At 70.3% G+C, this 16,478-nt stretch carries 15 protein-coding genes and 1 pseudogene; 5 read left to right on the top strand and 11 right to left on the bottom strand.

The genetic code is table 11. The features are described 5' to 3' along the window. Positions 1-24: 24 nt before the first annotated feature. From ASG30_RS09120 to ASG30_RS09080, 9 genes are read right to left on the bottom strand one after another with little or no spacing between them, the layout of a single operon-like run. The gene (locus ASG30_RS09120; RefSeq protein WP_055895139.1) at positions 25-396 is read right to left on the bottom strand and encodes a RidA family protein; all 372 of its coding nucleotides are present in this window, start codon (positions 394-396) and stop codon (positions 25-27) included. A 10-nt stretch (positions 397-406) separates the two neighbouring features. Beyond that, the gene (locus ASG30_RS09115) at positions 407-1,852 is read right to left on the bottom strand and encodes an N-acyl-D-amino-acid deacylase family protein (protein ID WP_055895137.1); all 1,446 of its coding nucleotides are present in this window, start codon (positions 1,850-1,852) and stop codon (positions 407-409) included. A gap of 10 nt (positions 1,853-1,862) precedes the next feature. After that, positions 1,863-2,840 carry an ABC transporter ATP-binding protein gene (locus ASG30_RS09110; protein WP_055895135.1) on the bottom strand — a complete coding sequence of 326 codons (978 nt, stop codon included), beginning with the start codon at positions 2,838-2,840 and terminating at the stop codon, positions 1,863-1,865. 58 nt (positions 2,841-2,898) lie between these two features. Beyond that, a complete protein-coding gene (locus tag ASG30_RS09105) occupies positions 2,899-3,894 on the bottom strand; it encodes an ABC transporter ATP-binding protein (RefSeq protein ID WP_055895134.1) in 996 nt (331 codons plus the stop codon). Further along, the gene (locus ASG30_RS09100) at positions 3,891-4,784 is read right to left on the bottom strand and encodes an ABC transporter permease (protein WP_055895132.1); all 894 of its coding nucleotides are present in this window, start codon (positions 4,782-4,784) and stop codon (positions 3,891-3,893) included. Before ASG30_RS09100 ends, ASG30_RS09105 begins: the two co-directional genes overlap by 4 nt. Positions 4,785-4,789: 5 nt before the next feature. Continuing rightward, positions 4,790-5,728 (bottom strand): ABC transporter permease, encoded by a 939-nt coding sequence (locus ASG30_RS09095; protein WP_055895130.1) that lies wholly within the window; start codon positions 5,726-5,728, stop codon positions 4,790-4,792. A gap of 9 nt (positions 5,729-5,737) precedes the next feature. Continuing rightward, entirely contained in the window at positions 5,738-7,321 is a 1,584-nt protein-coding gene (locus ASG30_RS09090; protein WP_055895129.1) for an ABC transporter substrate-binding protein, read from the bottom strand. A 21-nt stretch (positions 7,322-7,342) separates the two neighbouring features. Further along, on the bottom strand, positions 7,343-8,788 hold the full coding sequence (locus ASG30_RS09085) for a M81 family metallopeptidase (RefSeq protein WP_055895127.1): 1,446 nt from the start codon (positions 8,786-8,788) through the stop codon (positions 7,343-7,345). Between the two features lie 9 nt (positions 8,789-8,797). After that, positions 8,798-9,949, bottom strand: coding sequence for an NAD(P)/FAD-dependent oxidoreductase (locus ASG30_RS09080; RefSeq protein WP_082522032.1), 1,152 nt, complete (start codon positions 9,947-9,949; stop codon positions 8,798-8,800). Between the two features lie 118 nt (positions 9,950-10,067). Between ASG30_RS09080 and ASG30_RS09075 the strand changes: the two genes are divergently transcribed. After that, positions 10,068-10,733, top strand: a complete 666-nt coding sequence (locus tag ASG30_RS09075) for a helix-turn-helix domain-containing protein (RefSeq protein WP_055895124.1) — start codon at positions 10,068-10,070, stop codon at positions 10,731-10,733. A 10-nt stretch (positions 10,734-10,743) separates the two neighbouring features. Here the strand turns inward: ASG30_RS09075 and ASG30_RS09070 are convergent. Both ASG30_RS09070 and ASG30_RS09055 read right to left on the bottom strand, forming a co-directional pair. Next, positions 10,744-11,648 (bottom strand): annotated as a pseudogene (locus ASG30_RS09070) (alpha/beta fold hydrolase). Positions 11,649-12,367: 719 nt separating this feature from the next. Continuing rightward, complete coding sequence (locus tag ASG30_RS09055; protein WP_055895118.1) at positions 12,368-12,655, bottom strand: hypothetical protein; 288 nt, start codon at positions 12,653-12,655, stop codon at positions 12,368-12,370. A 339-nt stretch (positions 12,656-12,994) separates the two neighbouring features. Here ASG30_RS09055 and ASG30_RS23095 point away from each other — a divergent pair, with 339 nt between their 5' ends. The 4 genes from ASG30_RS23095 to ASG30_RS09040 all read left to right on the top strand — a co-directional run bounded on the left by ASG30_RS23095 (position 12,995) and on the right by ASG30_RS09040 (position 16,308). After that, a complete protein-coding gene (locus tag ASG30_RS23095) occupies positions 12,995-13,126 on the top strand; it encodes a hypothetical protein (protein WP_268793572.1) in 132 nt (43 codons plus the stop codon). Positions 13,127-13,241: 115 nt separating this feature from the next. Then, positions 13,242-14,153: an HpcH/HpaI aldolase/citrate lyase family protein gene (locus tag ASG30_RS09050; RefSeq protein ID WP_082521992.1), complete on the top strand. Its 912-nt coding sequence runs from the start codon at positions 13,242-13,244 to the stop codon at positions 14,151-14,153. Next, entirely contained in the window at positions 14,150-15,322 is a 1,173-nt protein-coding gene (locus ASG30_RS09045) for a CaiB/BaiF CoA transferase family protein (RefSeq protein ID WP_055895115.1), read from the top strand. Before ASG30_RS09050 ends, ASG30_RS09045 begins: the two co-directional genes overlap by 4 nt. Further along, a complete protein-coding gene (locus ASG30_RS09040) occupies positions 15,319-16,308 on the top strand; it encodes a Bug family tripartite tricarboxylate transporter substrate binding protein (RefSeq protein WP_055895113.1) in 990 nt (329 codons plus the stop codon). The genes ASG30_RS09045 and ASG30_RS09040 overlap by 4 nt, the downstream gene beginning before the upstream one ends. The last annotated feature ends 170 nt before the right edge of the window (positions 16,309-16,478 follow it).

Below are 16,478 nucleotides of genomic sequence, written 5' to 3'. Positions count from 1 at the left end.
ACCGCCGCAAGGCTGCCGGCAGCTTCAGCCGACGTAAGCCTGCACCTCGATCTCCACCTTCGCCCCCTTGTACAGCGGCGCCTGCACGCAAGAGCGTGCGGGCAGGCCGCCCTGGGGCCAGTGCTTGGCGTACTCCTGGTTGAACGCCGCGAAGTCGCCCAGGTCGGCCAGCCAGATCGTCGCCTTCACCACCTGGCCCATGCCGGCGCCGCACTCGGAGAGGGTGGCCGCGATGCGCTCCAGGATGGCGCGGGCCTGGACCTGCACGTCGCCTTCGATGATGTTGGCCTGCGCGTCCATGGCCAGCACGCCGGACAGGAAGAGGAAGTCGCCGGCGCGCACGGCTTTCGAGAAGGGGACGGGCAACGGGGTGGGGTAGCGCTGGATGGCGGGCATGGGGGGCTCCTCAGGCGGTGGTCGGCTGGCGGGTGATGACCTGGCCGGAGCGCGCGCCGGTGTGGCGGCCCTGCTGCCAGGCGACGGTGCCGTTCACGACCACGCTGTGGATCCCGTCGGCCGGCTGGGTCGGGTTCTCGTAGGTCGCGGCATCGCGGATCGTGGCGGCGTCGAAGACGACCAGGTCGGCGTGCTGTCCTTCGGCGATGGTGCCGCGGCCGGCCAGGCCGAAGTTGCGGGCGGTCAGGCCCGTCATCTTCCACACCGCGGTTTCCAGCGGGAAGAGCGACACGTCGCGCGAGTAGTGGCCCAGCACGCGCGGGAAGGTGCCCCACAGGCGCGGGTGCGGCTTGTCGCCGACCGGGATGCCGTCGGAGCCGACCATGGTCTCGTCGAAGGCCAGGATGCGCTGCACGTCGTCCTCGTCCATCAGGAAGTAGATCGCCGTGCCGGGCTGCAGGCGGCGCGCGGCTTCGGGTTCCGGCACGCCCCACTCGCGGGCGATGTCGCCGAGGTCGCGGCCCGCGCATTCCGGGTGCGGCTCGCTGGACGCGATCAGCACGCGGCCGTCCAGCATGCCCCGGTCGGTGCGGATCATGGTGGAGCCGGCGGTGTACGGGTAGCAGTCCAGGCACACCTTCTGCCGGCCCATCGTCTCGCGGATGAAGGGCAGCGTCTCCCGCGACCGGCCGAAATTGGGCTTGTTCTGCACCTTGTGGTGCGACACCACCACCGGGATGCCCAGCTCGCGCCCGATGCGGAAGGTTTCCTCCAGCGCCTCCATCACGCGCGAGGACTCGTCGCGCATGTGGGTGACGTAGAGCGCCTGGGCGCCCGTCAGCGGCCGGCCGACCTCGATGATCTCCTCGGTCGTGGCCTTGACCGCGGGCGGATAGAAGGTGCCGGTGGACAGGCCGATGGCGCCGGCCTCCAGCGCCTCCTCGAGCAGCCCGCGCATGGCGGCGATCTCCGCGCCGGTGGCCTCGCGCTCCAGCGATTCCATGGTCACGGCCCGCAGCGTGGAGTGGCCGACGAGCGCCGCCACGTTCACGGCAGAGGGCTGGTGGCGCAGCGCCTCCAGGTAGGCGCGGAAGGTGGTGTAGCGCTGGCCGGGCGGCGCGTCCAGCAGGTCCAGCGGCATCGGCAGCGCCATGTCCTGCCGCAGCGGCGCGGCGCTGATGCCGCAGTTGCCGGCCACCACGGTCGTGACCCCCTGCGAGACCTTGAAGCTCATGTCGGCCCGCGAGAGCACCGCCTGGTCGTCGTGCGTGTGCGAATCGATGAAGCCGGGCGCGACGACCTGGCCGGCGGCATCGATCACGACGTCGGCCGTCGCCCCCGCAAGGTCGCCGACCCGGGCGATGCGGCCGTTCTCCACGGCGACGTCGGCCTCGAAGCGCGGCGCCTTGGTCCCGTCGATGACGGTGCCGCGGCGGATCAGCAGGTCGTAGTGCATGGGGTTCCTTTCAGCGGAAGTGGCAGGCCACCCACTGGGTGCCGCCGGCCGCCGTCTCGCGTGGCGTGAGTTCGGGCTTGTCGCGGCGGCAGACCTCCTGCGCGAGAGGGCAGCGCGTGTGGAAGCGGCAGCCGCTGGGCGGGTTGGCCGGGCTGGGCGGGTCGCCCTGCAGCAGGATGCGCCGGGCCGGCGTGCGCGGGTCGGGGACGGGCACCGCGGACAGCAGGATCTCGGTGTAGGGGTGGCGCGGCGCGGCGAACAGCGTGTCCCGGTCGGCCAGCTCGACGATGTGCCCGAGGTACATCACGGCCACGCGGTGGCTGATGTGGCGCACCACCGCCAGGTCGTGGGCGACGAAGAGGTAGGCGATGCCGAACTCCTGCTGCAGGTCCATCAGCAGGTTCACCACCTGCGCCTGCACCGAGACGTCCAGCGCAGACACCGGCTCGTCGCAGACGATCAGCTTGGGATTGAGCGCCAGCGCGCGGGCGATGCCCAGCCGCTGCCGCTGCCCGCCGGAGAACTCGTGCGGGTAGCGGGCCGCCGACTCCGGCCGCAGGCCGACCCGGGCGAACAGCCACTGCACCCTTTCGCGCCGCTGCGCCGCCGTCATGCCGCCGAAGTTGCGCAGTGGCTCGGCCACGATGTCGCCGGCCCGCCAGCGCGGGTTGAGCGACGCGTACGGGTCCTGGAAGATGATCTGCACGTCGCGCCGGCGCTTGCGCATGGCCTCGGTGTCCAGCGTGGTGAGTTCCTCGCCGTCCAGCCTGACGGAGCCCGAGGTCGGCTCGATCAGCCGCATCACCGACTTGGCCGTCGTGGTCTTGCCGCAGCCGGACTCGCCGACCAGTGCGAGCGTCTCGCCCCGGGCGACCTGGAAGGACACGCCATCGACCGCCTGGATCGGCGGCCTGGCCGCGCGCAGCCACTGCCGGGGCGCGAAGTAGTGCTTGCGCAGGTTCTCGACGGCCAGCAGCGGCGCGGTCATTGGACAACCTCCGTGCTGCGCACTGCGGTGCGAGCCGCTTCGGGCGACCGGGCGCGGCTCATGCGGACACTCCTTCGCCCTGGGCCTGCACGGCATGGCAGGCGACCACGTGCCCGTGGCCGTGTTCGGTGAGCACCGGGGCCTCCTGCCGGCAGCGGTCCATCGCCAGCGGGCAGCGCGGCGCGAACGCGCAGCCTTGCCCCAGCGCGTGCAGCGCCGGCACGATGCCCGGGATCTCCGTCAGCCGCGTCGCGCGGGTGTTCATGGCCGGCATCGAGGCCATCAGCGCGCGCGTGTACGGATGCAGCGGCCGCTCGAAAAGCTCGACCACTGCCGCTTCCTCGACCTTGCGGCCCGCGTACATCACGACCACGCGGTCGCAGGTCTCGGCCACCACGCCCAGGTCGTGGGTGATGAGGATCATCCCCATGCCCAGCTCCTTCTGCAGCCGCTGGATCAGGTCCAGGATCTGGGCCTGGATCGTCACGTCCAGCGCCGTGGTGGGCTCGTCGGCGATGAGCAGGTCCGGGCGGCAGGCCAGCGCCATGGCGATCATCACGCGCTGGCGCATGCCGCCCGAAAGCTGGTGCGGGTACTCGCGCGAGCGCCGCTCCGGCTCCGGGATCTGCACCAGCCGCAGCATCTCCACCGCGCGCTCCATGGCCGGGCCGCGGCTCAGCTTCTGGTGCTGCTGCACGCTCTCGGCGATCTGGCGGCCGACGCTGAGCACCGGGTTGAGCGAGGTCATGGGCTCCTGGAAGATCATGGAGATGCGGTCGCCGCGGATGCGGCGCATCTCCCGTTCGGACAGCGACAGCAGGTCCGTGCCGCGGTAGCGGATGGCGCCGGCATGGCGCCCCGGCGGCGTGGGCACCAGGCGCAGGATGGACATGGCCGTCACGCTCTTGCCGCAGCCCGATTCCCCCACGATGCCCAGCGTCTGGCCGGCGTCCACCGTGAACGACAGGCCGTCCACGGAGCGCACCGTGCCGGACAGCGTGTCGAAGTGCGTGCGCAGCCGGTCGACTTCCAGCAGGGGGGCGGTCGTGCTCACAGCTGCCTCGCCAGGCGCGGGTCGAGGGCGTCGCGCAACCCGTCGCCCACCATGTTGATCGCCAGCACCGTCGCCGCCAGCAGGAGGCCGGGGTACAGGATGATGTGGAAGGCGACGGCCACCACGTTGCGGCCCTCGGCCATCATGTTGCCCCAGCTGGGCGTCTGCGCCGGCACGCCCACGCCCAGGAAGGAGAGCGACGCCTCGATCAGCACGGCCGAGGCGGCCACGAAGGTCGCCTGCACCACCAGCGGTGCGATCATGTTCGGCAGGACGTGGCGCGACAGGATGGCCGGCAACCGCGTGCCCACCGCATGCGCCGCCTCGACGAAGAGCTGCTCGCGCAGCGTGAGCGCGAGCGAGCGCACCAGGCGCACGACGCGCGGGATCTCCGGCACCGTGATCGCCACGATGACGGTGGTGAGGCTGGCCCGGGTCACGGCCATGAGCGCGATGGCCAGCAGGATGCCCGGGATCGCCATGAGGCCGTCCATCACCCGCATGATCGGTCCGTCGGCCCAGCGCACGAAGCCCGCGACCAGCCCCAGCACGACGCCCAGCACCGAGGCCAGCACCGCGACCGAGAGCCCCACGATGAGCGAGACGCGCCCCCCCAGCACGGCGCGGCTGAACACGTCGCGCCCCAGGGCATCGGTGCCGAAGTAGTGCTGCGCATCGGGCGCCTGCAGGCGCGCGGAAGGATCGATCTCCTGCGGGTCGGCCGTGGCGATCCAGGGCGCGGCCAGGGCCAGGGCGGCCATCAGGACCAGCAGCACGAGCCCGAGCACCAGCGTCGGGTTCTTGCGCAGCCAGCGCCAGCGCCGCGGCGGCGCGGGGGCGAAGCCCTCGTCCTGCGGCACGGTGGGGGTGGGCGGCAGCACGGCGGACATTCGGGTCAGTAGCGGATGCGCGGGTCGAAGAAGCGGTAGCTCAGGTCGACCAGAAGGTTGATGAAGACATAGACGCCGGCCGACAGGAGCAGCACGCTCTGGATCACCGGGTAGTCGTGGCGCTGCACGGAGTCGATCACGAGCCGGCCCACGCCGGGGATTGCGAAGACGGTCTCGGTGACCACGACGCCGCCGATCAGCAGCGCGATGCCCACGCCGATCGTGGTGGCGATGGGCACGGCCGCGTTGCGCAGCGCGTGGCCGACCACGGCGAGCACGCCCAGGCCCTTGGCGCGGGCCGTGCGGATGTAGTCCTCCTGCAGCACTTCCAGCACCGTCGCGCGCGTCATGCGCGTGAGCAGCGCCATGTAGAGCAGCGCGAGGTTGGTGCAGGGCAGGACCAGGCTGCGCAGCCAGCCGCCGACCCCGCCTTCGGCCAGGCGCACGTAGCCCTGCACCGGAAACCAGCCGAGCTGGATGGCGAAGCCGTAGATCAGCAGGTAGCCGACCAGAAACACCGGCACCGAGAACGCCAGCACCGAGAACACCATCACCGCGCGGTCGATCCAGGCGCCGGCCTTGCAGGCGGCCAGGGTGCCCAGGGGGATCGACAGCACGATCGCCAGCGCCATCGTGATGAAGGCGATCGACAGCGTGGGCTCGAGCCGCTGCGCGAGCAGCTGCGTGACGGGCACGTTGGTGAAGATCGACGTGCCCAGGTCGCCGGTGAGGATGCGCCCGGTCCACAGCAGGAACTGCTTCCACAGCGGCTGGTCCAGCCCCAGCGCCACGCGCAGCCGGGCGATGTCTTCCGTGGTGGCGAGGTCGCCCGCGATCAGCGCCGCGGGGTCGCCGGGCGAGAGGTGGATCAGCAGGAAGACCACGACCGCCACCACCGCCATCACCGGCAGGGTGGCGGCCAGGCGCCGCAGGAAGTAGCCCATGCGCGGGGTTTACTTGTCGAGGTTCCAGACCAGGGGCAGGCCGCCCCACATCTTCTCGCTGCCCCTGACCTCCTTGCGCACCGCCATCGCCGGCGAGTACTGGCCGACGTTGATGTAGGGCAGGGCCTCGAAGGCGCGGGCGTGGAACTGGTCGAGCAGCTGCTTGCGCCTGGCGCGATCGGTCTCCTTCAGCCACGCGGTGCGCAGCTCGTCCAGCTGCTTGTCGCAGGGCCAGCCCGGCAGGGCCGTGCCGCACGCGGCGCTCAGGTACGCGTTGGTGATCGGCGAGTCGGCGTCGAAGCTGCCGGCCACGGTGACGTACATGTTCCAGCCGCCGGCGTCGGGCGCGTCCTTGCGGGCGCGGCGGGCGCCGATGGTGGCCCAGTCGGACGTCTGCATGTCCACGTTCATGCCCATGCTGCGCATGGTCTGCGCGGCCATCAGCGCCTCGGCGTTGAGGTAGGTGATGTCGCTGGGGACCAGCAGCACGACCTTCTCGCCCTTGTAGCCGGACTCGGCCAGCAGCTGCTTGGCCTTGTTCACGTCCGACTGGCGCCAGGGCTCGGCACCGGCGAAGGTCTCGTTCGCGCTGCCGCAGATGAAGAACGTGGCGCATTGGGTCACGCGCAGGTCCTTGGGGTAGCCCATGGCGGCCATGAACTTGTCCTGGTTCACGGCCTTGAGCACGGCTTGCCGCACCTTCGGGTTGTTGAACGGCGGGTGCAGCTGGTTCATCACCATCCAGCCCTGCCAGGAGCCCGAGGGCAGCAGCTTGACGTTGGCGTCGCCGCGCAGGGGGTTGATGTAGTCGGGCGGGACCTGCTCGATCAGGTCGACCTCGCCCTTGCGCAGCGCGGCCACGGCGCTGTTGGAGTCCGGGATGTAGAGCCACTCGACGCGGTCGAAGGTGACCTTCTTGCCGCCCGCCAGGCCGTTGGCAGGTTCGGCGCGCGGCACGTAGTGCGGGTTCTTCACGAACACCGCCTTGTTGCCGGGCACCCACTCGTCGCGCTTGAACATGTAGGGACCGGAGCCCAGCACCTCGGTGAGCGGCTGCGTGGTCGGCAACTTGGCGAGCCGCTCGGGCAGCACCACCGGCGGGAAGCCGGACGGCTTGGCCATCCCTTCCAGCACCATGCCGAAGGGCTCCTTCAGCGTGAGCGTGAAGGTCCTGTCGTCCACCGCCTTCCACTCGGGCGAGGAGATCGCGGTCATGGCGCGGCCGACGCTGTCCTTGGAGGTCCAGCGCTGCATGGACGCCACGGCATCGGCGGCGCGCACCGGGCTGCCGTCGGAGAACTTGAGGTTGGGCCGCAGCGTGAAAGTCCACAGCCGGCCGTCCTTGGAGGTCGTGTACTTCTCGACCATCTGCGGCTTGGGCTCGCCCTTCTCGTCCAGCCCGAACGGCATGTCGTACACCATGTAGCCGAAGTTGCGGCTGATGTAGGCGGTGGTGAAGGTCGGGTCGAGGATCTTCACGTCGGCGTGCGCCACCACCTTCAGGGTCTTGCCCTGCGCGAAGCTGGCGGGGCTGGCCAGGCCGAGGGTGGCGCCCACTGCGAGGGCGAGTGCGGCGAGGGTGCGTCTTTGCATGGCGTTCTCCTTCGGTTTTCTTCAGGCGTCGATCGGCCACTTCGGCCGCTTGATCTTGCGGTAGGGCAGGGTGGTCAGGTCCAGCGTCACGGCGCCGGGCGCGGCCGCGTAGATGACGTGCCTGGCCACCTGCGAGTAGGAGGCGTGGAAGTGCTGCGAGGACTTCACCACGATGATCTTCTTGGCCGCGAGGTCGCAGCCGATGCCGGTGAAGAGGTCGGTGCCCATCGCCTGGTTGCGCAGCGAGCACAGCAGGATCTCGATGCCGTCGTGCTCCACCAGCGCGCTCTCGCCCATCGCCGTCGGTGTGTTGGCGAGGCCGGTCTGCATGTGCTCGTGGACCACGCGCTTGACGGTGCATTCGAGATCGAGCGGCGCGCCCGAGAGCGGGCTGACCTTGCCGCCGATGCGCAGGTGCAGGCGCGCGCCTTCACCGGCCTCGCCGGCGATGCGCGCGGCGATCGGGTCCCAGAAAGGGCCGATGGCCGCGCTGGTGACGCCGCGCTCCACCATGCGCTGCAGGAAGAAGGTGGCATCGCTGGCGGCCCCGCCGCCGGCGTTGTCGGCGCCGTCGGAGATCACGACCGGCCCGCCTTCGAAGGCGAGCGCCTGGTCGAGCGCCGCGTCGATGCCCGGGTTGGGCGGCTGCAGCTGGTCCCGCATGACGATCAGCTCGTCGGCCACCTGCCGGGCGAGCGACCGGGCCTGGGCGGCGTCGCCGTCGGTGTAGACCAGCACCTTGGTGCCCATGTCGGGCACGTCGCCCCAGGGAAAGCCGTGCGTGATGGAGACGGACAGCACGCCGTCCTTGCCTTCCATCGCCTGGAGGCGGTCGACGAAGGCGCGCGCCGGCTGGCGCGAGGTGTGGATCGTCACCGCCATCTGGCAGTCGACCACCGCGGCAACGGGCTTGATGCGTCCTTCGGCCTTGGCCGCGCACAGGTCCACCAGCTCCAGCGCGCGCTCCAGCACGTCGGTGTGGGGATATTCCTTGTAGCAGACCAGCACGTCGGCGTTCTCCACCATCGTGCTGGTGAGGTGGTTGTGCGGGTCCAGCTCGGCCCCGACCACGACGTCGGGCCCGACGATCTCGCGCACGCGCATCAGGAGGTCGCCCTCGCAATCGTCGTAGCCGTCGGCCACCATGGCCCCGTGCAGGGCCAGGACCACCATGTCGACCGGCATGGCGTTGCGCAGGTCCGCCAGGAGCTCGGCGCGCAGTTCCTCGTAGGCGGCGCGGGTGGTGGTGCCGCTCGGCTGGGCCGCGGCGATCATCCCTTCCCGGAGATCCCAGCCCCTGTCCTTGCCGCGCAGGCGCGCCGCCCACAGCGGCCCGGCGAAGAAGTTGAAGTGGTCCGGGTGCTTGCCGGCCGGGAAGTAGCCGCGGTCGCGGAACGACGCGAGCCCGGTGGGCATCGGCGCGAAGGTGTTGGTTTCGGTGGCGATGCCGCCGCTGAAGACGCGCATGGGGCTTTCCTAGTGGCCGACGGCCGCGGTGGGGGTGAAGAGCCGTCGGGGGCCGAGCATGGCTTCGGTGAGGCCGAAGCCCTGGAGCCGCGCCGTCAGGGGCTCGCCGCGCGCGAGCGCCGCGCACGCTTCGCCCATGGCCGGCGAGGTCTGGATGCCGTAGCCGCCTTGCGCGGCGACCCAGAAGAAGCCGGGCAGCTCCGGGTCCCAGCCGCCGACCAGGTCGCCGTCGGGCACGAAGGAGCGCAGCCCGGCCCAGGTGCGGGTCGGCCGGCGGATGGTGAGGGTGGTCATCGTCTGGATGCGGTCGATCGCGACGGCGACGTCCAGCTCTTCCGGCTGCACGTCGTGCGGCTCGACCGGGTCGATGTTGGCGGGCGAACCGAGCAGCATCCCGGCGTCCGGCTTGAAGTACCAGTCCTCGGCGATGCCGGCGGTCATCGGCCAGGGCGAGGCATCGACGCCCGCCGGTGGCGCGAAGATGAAGGCCGAGCGGCGGCGCGGCTGCAGGCCGATGGGCTTCGCGCCGGCAAGCGCGCCCACCACGTCGGACCAGGCGCCGGCGGCGTTGACCACGACAGGCGCCTCGTAGGCCTGTCCGCCGGCCTGCACCTGCCAGACGCCGCCGTCACGGCGCAGGGCCGTGACCTGCGCGTCCGGCTGGATGCGGCCGCCGGCCCGGCGGATGCCGCGCAGGAAGCCCTGGTGGATGGCGTGCACGTCCATGTCCATCGCATCGGGCTCGTGAACGGCGCCCAGGACGAGCCCGGGGCGCAGCACCGGCGTGAGCTCGCAAGCCTGCGCGGCGCTCAACAGCCGGCCGGTTGGGGACATGCCGCGCAGGATCTCCCAGTGCTCGTGCAGCGCTTCTTCCTGCCCATGCGTCGCGACCATCATGGCGCCACGCTCGCCCAGCACCGGATGCTCGCTGAAGCCGGCGGGTGGCGACTCGAAGAAGGCCCGGCTGGCCATGGTGAGCGCACGCACCTGCGCGGTGCCGTAGCTCTCCATGAAGAGCGCGGCGGACCGCCCGGTGGAGTGGTAGCCGGGCTGCGACTCCCGCTCGAGCAGCAGCACGGACCCGTGGGGCGCGAGCCAGTAGCCGACCGACGCCGCCGCGATGCCCGCGCCGACGACGAGGAAGTCCGCGTGTTGCGACATGCGGGGCATCGTAGTGCCAGATTTGCGGATACGCAAATTCTTTCTTTGCCTCCCATTGGTGAGCGGCTGCCGGGTAGTCAAAAGATTTGCGTTAACGCAAAATGCGCGCCAGTCCCGTATGAAGACGACCACCCCCCGCAAGCCTTCGCCGCGCCCACCGGCGCCGGCCGCCGCGCCCACGCCGACCTCCGACCGCGAGGCTTTCGGCCGGCGCCTCCGCACGGCGCGCAAGAAGTACGGCTGGACCCTGGCGGAAGTCGCGCAGCGCTCCGGCATCTCCATCACCACCATCTCGCGCGCCGAACGCGGCCAGCTCGCGCTGAGCTACGAGAAGTTCTCGGCGCTGGCGCACGCGCTGAAGATGGACATCGGCACGATGTTCGTCGAAGGCCGCGAGCCGGCGCAGCTGCAGGGGCCGGTGGTGACGCGCTCCGGCCGGGGCGTGGTCTACCGCGGCCTGGCGTTCACCTACGAATTCCTCGCGACCCAGGCCGCCGGCAAGCAGATGAGCCCCATCCTCGGGACGGTGCATGCGCGGCGGATCGAGGGGCCGGACGATTTCGCGCGGCACGAGGGCGAGGAGTGGGTGTACGTCCTCAGCGGCGCCGTGGAGGTGCACTTCGAGGACGGGCGCGTGGTCAAGCTGGCGCGTGGCGACTCGCTCTACTTCGACAGCCGCCTCGGCCACGCCTATATCACCACCAGCCGGCAGCTGGCCCGCACCATCGGCGCGACCACCAGCGAGAGCAACCTGATGAAGCTGGCCAGGCAGGCGCGCGGCTGAGCGGCGGCCTTCAGCCCCCGCGCACCAGCCGCAGCACAGCCTGCGCGAACACTGCCGGCTTTTCCTGTGGCAGGTTGTGGCCCGCGCCGGGCACCACGTGGTGCTCGCGCGTTCCGGTGAAGCGGTGCGCATGCGCGGAGGCGGGCGAGGGCGGGCGCACGCCGTCGTCGGCGCCGTCGAAGGTGATCGTCGGCACCGTGATCGGCGGCTGCATCGCCAGTTGCCGCTCGATGTCGGCGCAGGCCGGGTCGCCGGGCACGAGGTTGTAGCGGTGCCGGTACGAATGGATCACCACGTCGACGAAGTCCGGGTTGTCGAAGGCGGCCGCCGTGCGCTCGAACGTCGCGTCGTCGAACCGCCAGCTCGGCGACCAGGTCTCCCAGAGAGGCGCGCGAGATCACGCCGGTGGCGCCGCAGGCCCTCGCGCCCGCGCTCGGAATGGAAGTAGTACTGGTACCAGAGCTGGCGCTCGCTCCCGGGCGTGTCGGGTTCCATCGCCCGCGCGTGGTCGAAGATGTTGTAGTTGTTGTACGAGACCAGGCCGGCGCAGCGCTGTGGCCACAAGGCCGCCACGACGCAGCAGGCGCGCCCGCCCCAGTCGTACCCCGCCAGCACGGCCCGCGGGACCGCCAACGCGTCCATCAGGGCCAGCAGGTCCGCACCGAGCGCGGCCTGCTCGCCGGAGCGCGGCGTGGACGCCTGCAGGAACCGCGTCGGCCCGTAGCCGCGCAGGTAGGGAACGATGACCCGGCAGCCGGCCTGCGCGAGTGCGGGAGCGACCTCGGCGTACGCATGGATGTCGTACGGAAAGCCGTGCATGAGGAACACCGGCGGGCCGTCCGCCGGGCCCGACTCGTGGAACGCGACGGCGAGCACGCCGGCTTCCAGGGTTCGCAAGGGCTGCAGGGAGTTCATGGCCGGCAGGTTGCCACCCCGCCGCCTGCCTTGAAGACGGTCGTCAAGATCCGCCCACGCTCCTGAGCGGGCCTTCGAACCTGCCAGACAGGTCGGCGAGCATCACCCACTCCTCCCGCCCTTCGAATCGCACCTCCAGGTGCGGCTCCGGCGCCTCAGCGGGAGCAATCTCAACCACCACTACCGGGTGGCCCCCGGCGTCGTAGTACCGGTAAAAACCCGGTTCGCAAACCTGGTCTGAAGTCAGCATTCCGTTCTTATAGTCGATCGAGATGCTCGTGCACGGCAAGCAGTCCAAGCGACTTGAAACTGTTCTCGCTCCAAGCGCACGGTGGGCCACTTCACGCCGTTCGACCGGGTGGTGATGCTCGGCTCTCTGAAACCGCCTTTTCCTACAGACGGCCCGGCTGCGTCCGATACACAGTGCTGCTGCGGGGCGGCTAAATGATGCCGTCACCAGGAGCATGCAATGAGGTTGTTTACTTTCCTAGCAGGCGTCGCCGCGGGCGTCGCGCTGCAGCAATCGCTGGCCGCCGAACGCGCGCCGTCCATGAGGGCGCCGAAAACGAGCCGCGTGGACGACACTGACACGGGCGGGCCCGGAGTGGGCATAGAACTCGTCGGCGCGGACGGCACACCGCTCGCACCGGTGGTAGCCGGCGTCGGGGTGCCAGGCGACGGCGTTCGCTCCTGAGCCAATAGGCCGAATCACAGAACCACTACCGACCGCCAGCGAACCCGGGGAACAGTTTGCAGCGCCAGGTCTTCGCCTGCAGGCCGCTTGAAGCATCGGTGTCCGGCAAGGACTGGAGCTCGTCGACATCCCGGCCGCCACAGAAGGCGATCGCTACGGACCGCATCTCGCGCTCGTTCGTGAGTTGCGGATTCCAGCGCATGCGGATCGTCTCGTTAGCGGCAGACACGATCTCGGACTTGCCGCCTTGACTGATTGGAGTGCTGCATCCCGCAAGGGCCGAAGCCAGCAGCACCGCGTTGAGCTTTAGCATGGAAAGACCTCCAGACCCCGGCATTCTGGAACGGGAGACGTGTCTCTCCTATGCGTCCAGGTTCCCGGGACTCACCATCAGGATGACGTCGCACCAGCGCTTCCAGGCCAGCTCGACTATCGCGACCCTGAATCGCCCGGAACGGAGGGAATAAACCAGCGGCCCCCAGCGTTCATCTCCAAGGCCTCATTGCACCGTGCTGGGCACCTGAACAAGGCTGTGCGGGAGGGTTTGGAGTTCGGAACCTGACAGGGACAGCTGATGGATCCTCGGAAACAAGGCAAGGCAAGACGGGACGAGTGGCAGGACGCCGTGAAGAAGCGCGATGAGCTGCAGGACATGCTCCGCAGCCTTGATTCGCTCGTGAAGGACGGGAGCATCAAGCGCAGTTCCATCGAGGAGGTGAGGAAGCTGCTGGTGGATGCACAGAGGAAAGTCGACCAGCTGCAGGCCCTCAGCGTCGCGCACTAGGACCTGAGCCGTCTCGCGGCCAACGCGCTGAGCCACCGGTCAGCTGACTGCCCACGGCGCTCGCCCCTGGACGGCAACTCGTGGCGCCAGCGCAAAGGCGCGCCAAAATGGCCGCATGAGCCCCACCCCTGTCGAACCCTGTTCCATGCTGTTCGTGCCGGCCGACACGGACCGCTTCCTCGCCAAGGCCGGGCAGCGAGGTGCCGACGCGCTGATCCTGGACCTCGAGGACGCGGTGGCCCGCCCTGCCAAGGCGGCCGCCCGCGCCAACCTCGCGGCCTTCGTGCCTCGACTGCAGGAAAGCGCGGGCGTGCCCATCCATGTCCGCGTGAACAACGAGCCCGACCTGCTGGCGGCCGACCTGGAGGCGGCGATCGCCGCGGGCGCCGACGGCCTGCTGGTGCCCAAGGTGGAGACGCCCGCTCAGGTCGTGCAGCTCGACGAGGACATGCGGGCGCTGGAAGCACGGTTGGGGCGCGTGGCCGGCAGCGTCCGCGTGGTCGCGCTGCTGGAATCGGCGCTGGCCATCTGCAATGCCCAGGCGATCGCGCAATCCTCGCCCCGGCTGGCCGGCCTGCTCTTCGGCACCGAGGACTTCGGCGCCTCCATGGGGATCGCCTCGGCCCCGCAAGGCATGGCGGTCCCGGCGCAGATGCTGGCGCTGGCCGCCGCTTCCGCGGGCCTGCAACCCATGGGCTTGCCCGGCACCGTGGCCGAGTTCACCGACACCGCCGCGTACCGCGCGGTGGCCCTCCAGGCCAAGGCGATCGGCATGCGCGGAGCCATCTGCATCCATCCGGCGCAGGTGCCGATCGTCAACGAGGTGTTCGGCGGGACTGCCGAGGAAGCCGATAAGGCGCGCCGCCTGCTGGAGGTCTTCGACGCATCCGTGGCCGCGGGCCGGGGCGCCGTCGCGCACGAGGGCCGCATGATCGACGAGCCGATCGCCGTGAAGGCGCGCAGGTTCCTCGCGCGCTACGATGCCCTGCAGGCACGCCGCGCGCGTGCTCGCAAGGAGGCCGCATGAAGGAGAGCGCCACCAGCCGCCTGCCCCTGGCGGGCATCCGCGTGCTGGACCTGTCCCGCCTGATGGCAGGCAACATGCTCACGCTGCAGCTGGCCGACTTCGGCGCCGAAGTCATCAAGGTGGAAAGCGCGCAGGGCGACACCCTTCGCGACTGGAAGAACGGCGGCAAGGCCCTGTGGTGGAAGGTCTACGGCCGCAACAAGAAGAGCATCCGGCTCGACCTCAAGGACGAAGGCGATCGCAACGCCCTGCTCCAGCTGGTGCCGCAGGCGCAGGTGGTGATCGAGAGCTTCCGCCATGGCGGCATGGAGGCTTTCGGCCTCGGTCCCGACGACCTGCACGCCGTCAACCCGAAGCTGGTGATCGTCCGCATCTCCGGCTGGGGCCAGACGGGCCCTTACGCCGAGCGGCCGGGCTTCGGCACGCTGGTCGAGGCGTTCAGCGGCTTCGCCGAACGCAACGGCTTTCCGGACAAGCCGCCCGCCCTGCCCAACCTGGGCCTGGCCGACATGATCGCCGGCCTCTCGGGCGCCTTCGCCACGCTCGCGGCCGTGCGCGAGGTGGAAGTCAATGGCGGCGAGGGGCAGGTCGTCGACCTCTCGCTGCTGGAGCCGATGATCGGCGTGCTCGGCCCCGATGCGGCGATCTACCAGCACACCGGCAGGCGCCCGCGGCGGCTGGGCAACCGCGCGGAGAATGCCGCGCCGCGCAACGCCTACCTGTGCAGCGACGGGCACTGGATGGTGATGTCGGGCTCCACCCAGCGCATGGCCGAAAGGGTGCTGGCGGCCATCGGCCGGCCCGAACTCGCGCGCGATCCGCTCTTCGTGGACAACGCCGCGCGCATCGCCAACGTCGATGCGCTCGACGAGTTGATCGGCGGCTTCATCGGACAGCGGACGCTGCAGGAGAACCTGGCCCATTTCGGCCGGCACGAGGTGACCGTGGGGCCGGTGCTGAACGTCGACGAACTGATGCAGCACCCGCACGTCAGGGAGCGCGAGGTGCTGGTCGAGGTGCCCGACCCAGAGCTGGGCAGCGTCGTGATGCACAACGTGTTCCCGCGCCTGTCCCGCACGCCGGGACGCATCCGCAGCACGGCGCCGCAGATCGGGCAGGACCAGCACCTGGTCACGCCGCCAACCCGCCAGCAGGAGACAGAACCATGAGCCAGATCGATCCTCTGCGCCGCCGCGTCGCGGCCGCCCTTGCGCTGGCGCCGCTCGCCACCAGCGTGCCAGTGTTCGCACAGGGGCAGCTGCCCAAGTCGATCGTCCTGCTGGTGCCGCAGACGGCCGGCGGCTCGAACGACGTCATGGCGCGCAACGTCGCGGCCCGCCTGCCGCAATTCCTGCCGGGAACCAACGTGGTCGTGGAGAACCGGCCGGGCGCGGGCGGCAACGTGGGGTCCGCATGGGTGGCGAAGTCGGCGCCCAAGGACGGCAGCGTGTGGCTGGTCACGGTCAACAGCGCCCAGGCGGTCAATCCCAGCCTGTACAAGTCCACCGGGTTCGACCCGATCAACGACTTCGAACCGGTGTCGGGCATCGCCGTCGTGCAGCACGCGATCGTGGTCCACCCGAAATTCCCCGCCAACACGCTGGCCGAACTGATCGCGCTGGCCCGCAAGGACCCGGGCAAGCTGAGCTACGGCTCGTCGGGCAACGGCACGTTCTCGCACCTGCTGATGGAGATGGCAAAGAAGTCGCAGGGCGTGCAGATCACGCACGTGCCCTACAAGGGCGTCGCGCCGGCGCTCACCGACGTGATCGGCGGCAACCTCGACATCATGGTCAGCACCATCCCGGCCTCGCTGCAGTTCGTGAAGTCGGGGCAGCTCAAGGCCCTGGCGGTGCCCTCGCTGCAGCGCGCGCCGGCGCTGCCGAATGTCCCGCTCGCCAACGACACGGTGCCGGGCCTGGTCGGCGAGCTGTGGGTGGCCATGTATGCGCCCAAGGGGGTACCCAAGGAGCACATCGAACAGATGCGCAAGGCCGTCGCGTCCGTCCAGGCCCTGCCCGAGATGGAAGCCTTCTTCGCCGCGCAGGGCGCGACCGCCATGAAAGCGGGGCCGGGGGAACTCGCCGCGATCACCCGCGACGAGATCACCCGCTGGGCCCCGGTCATCCGCGACGCGGGGTTGAAGGTGGATTGACGGCCGCCACGAAGCCCGGCGCCACGTGCAGGACAGCAGGGCATGCGCTCGGGTCCGCTGCCGCCCGTCCCCCGAAAGAACGGCCGTGATCATGAACCTCGTCGACCCCGGCACCCTCGTGCTCGTCTGGGCCAGCGTCTCGGCCGCCGGGCTGGCGGCCCGCGCGTGGA

The organism is Ramlibacter sp. Leaf400, from assembly GCF_001424545.1.
In the GTDB taxonomy this organism is placed as follows: Bacteria; Pseudomonadota; Gammaproteobacteria; order Burkholderiales; family Burkholderiaceae_C; genus Ramlibacter.
The sequence above is the reverse complement of the archived record's forward strand: the minus strand, read 5'-3'. Positions and strand labels throughout refer to the sequence as shown.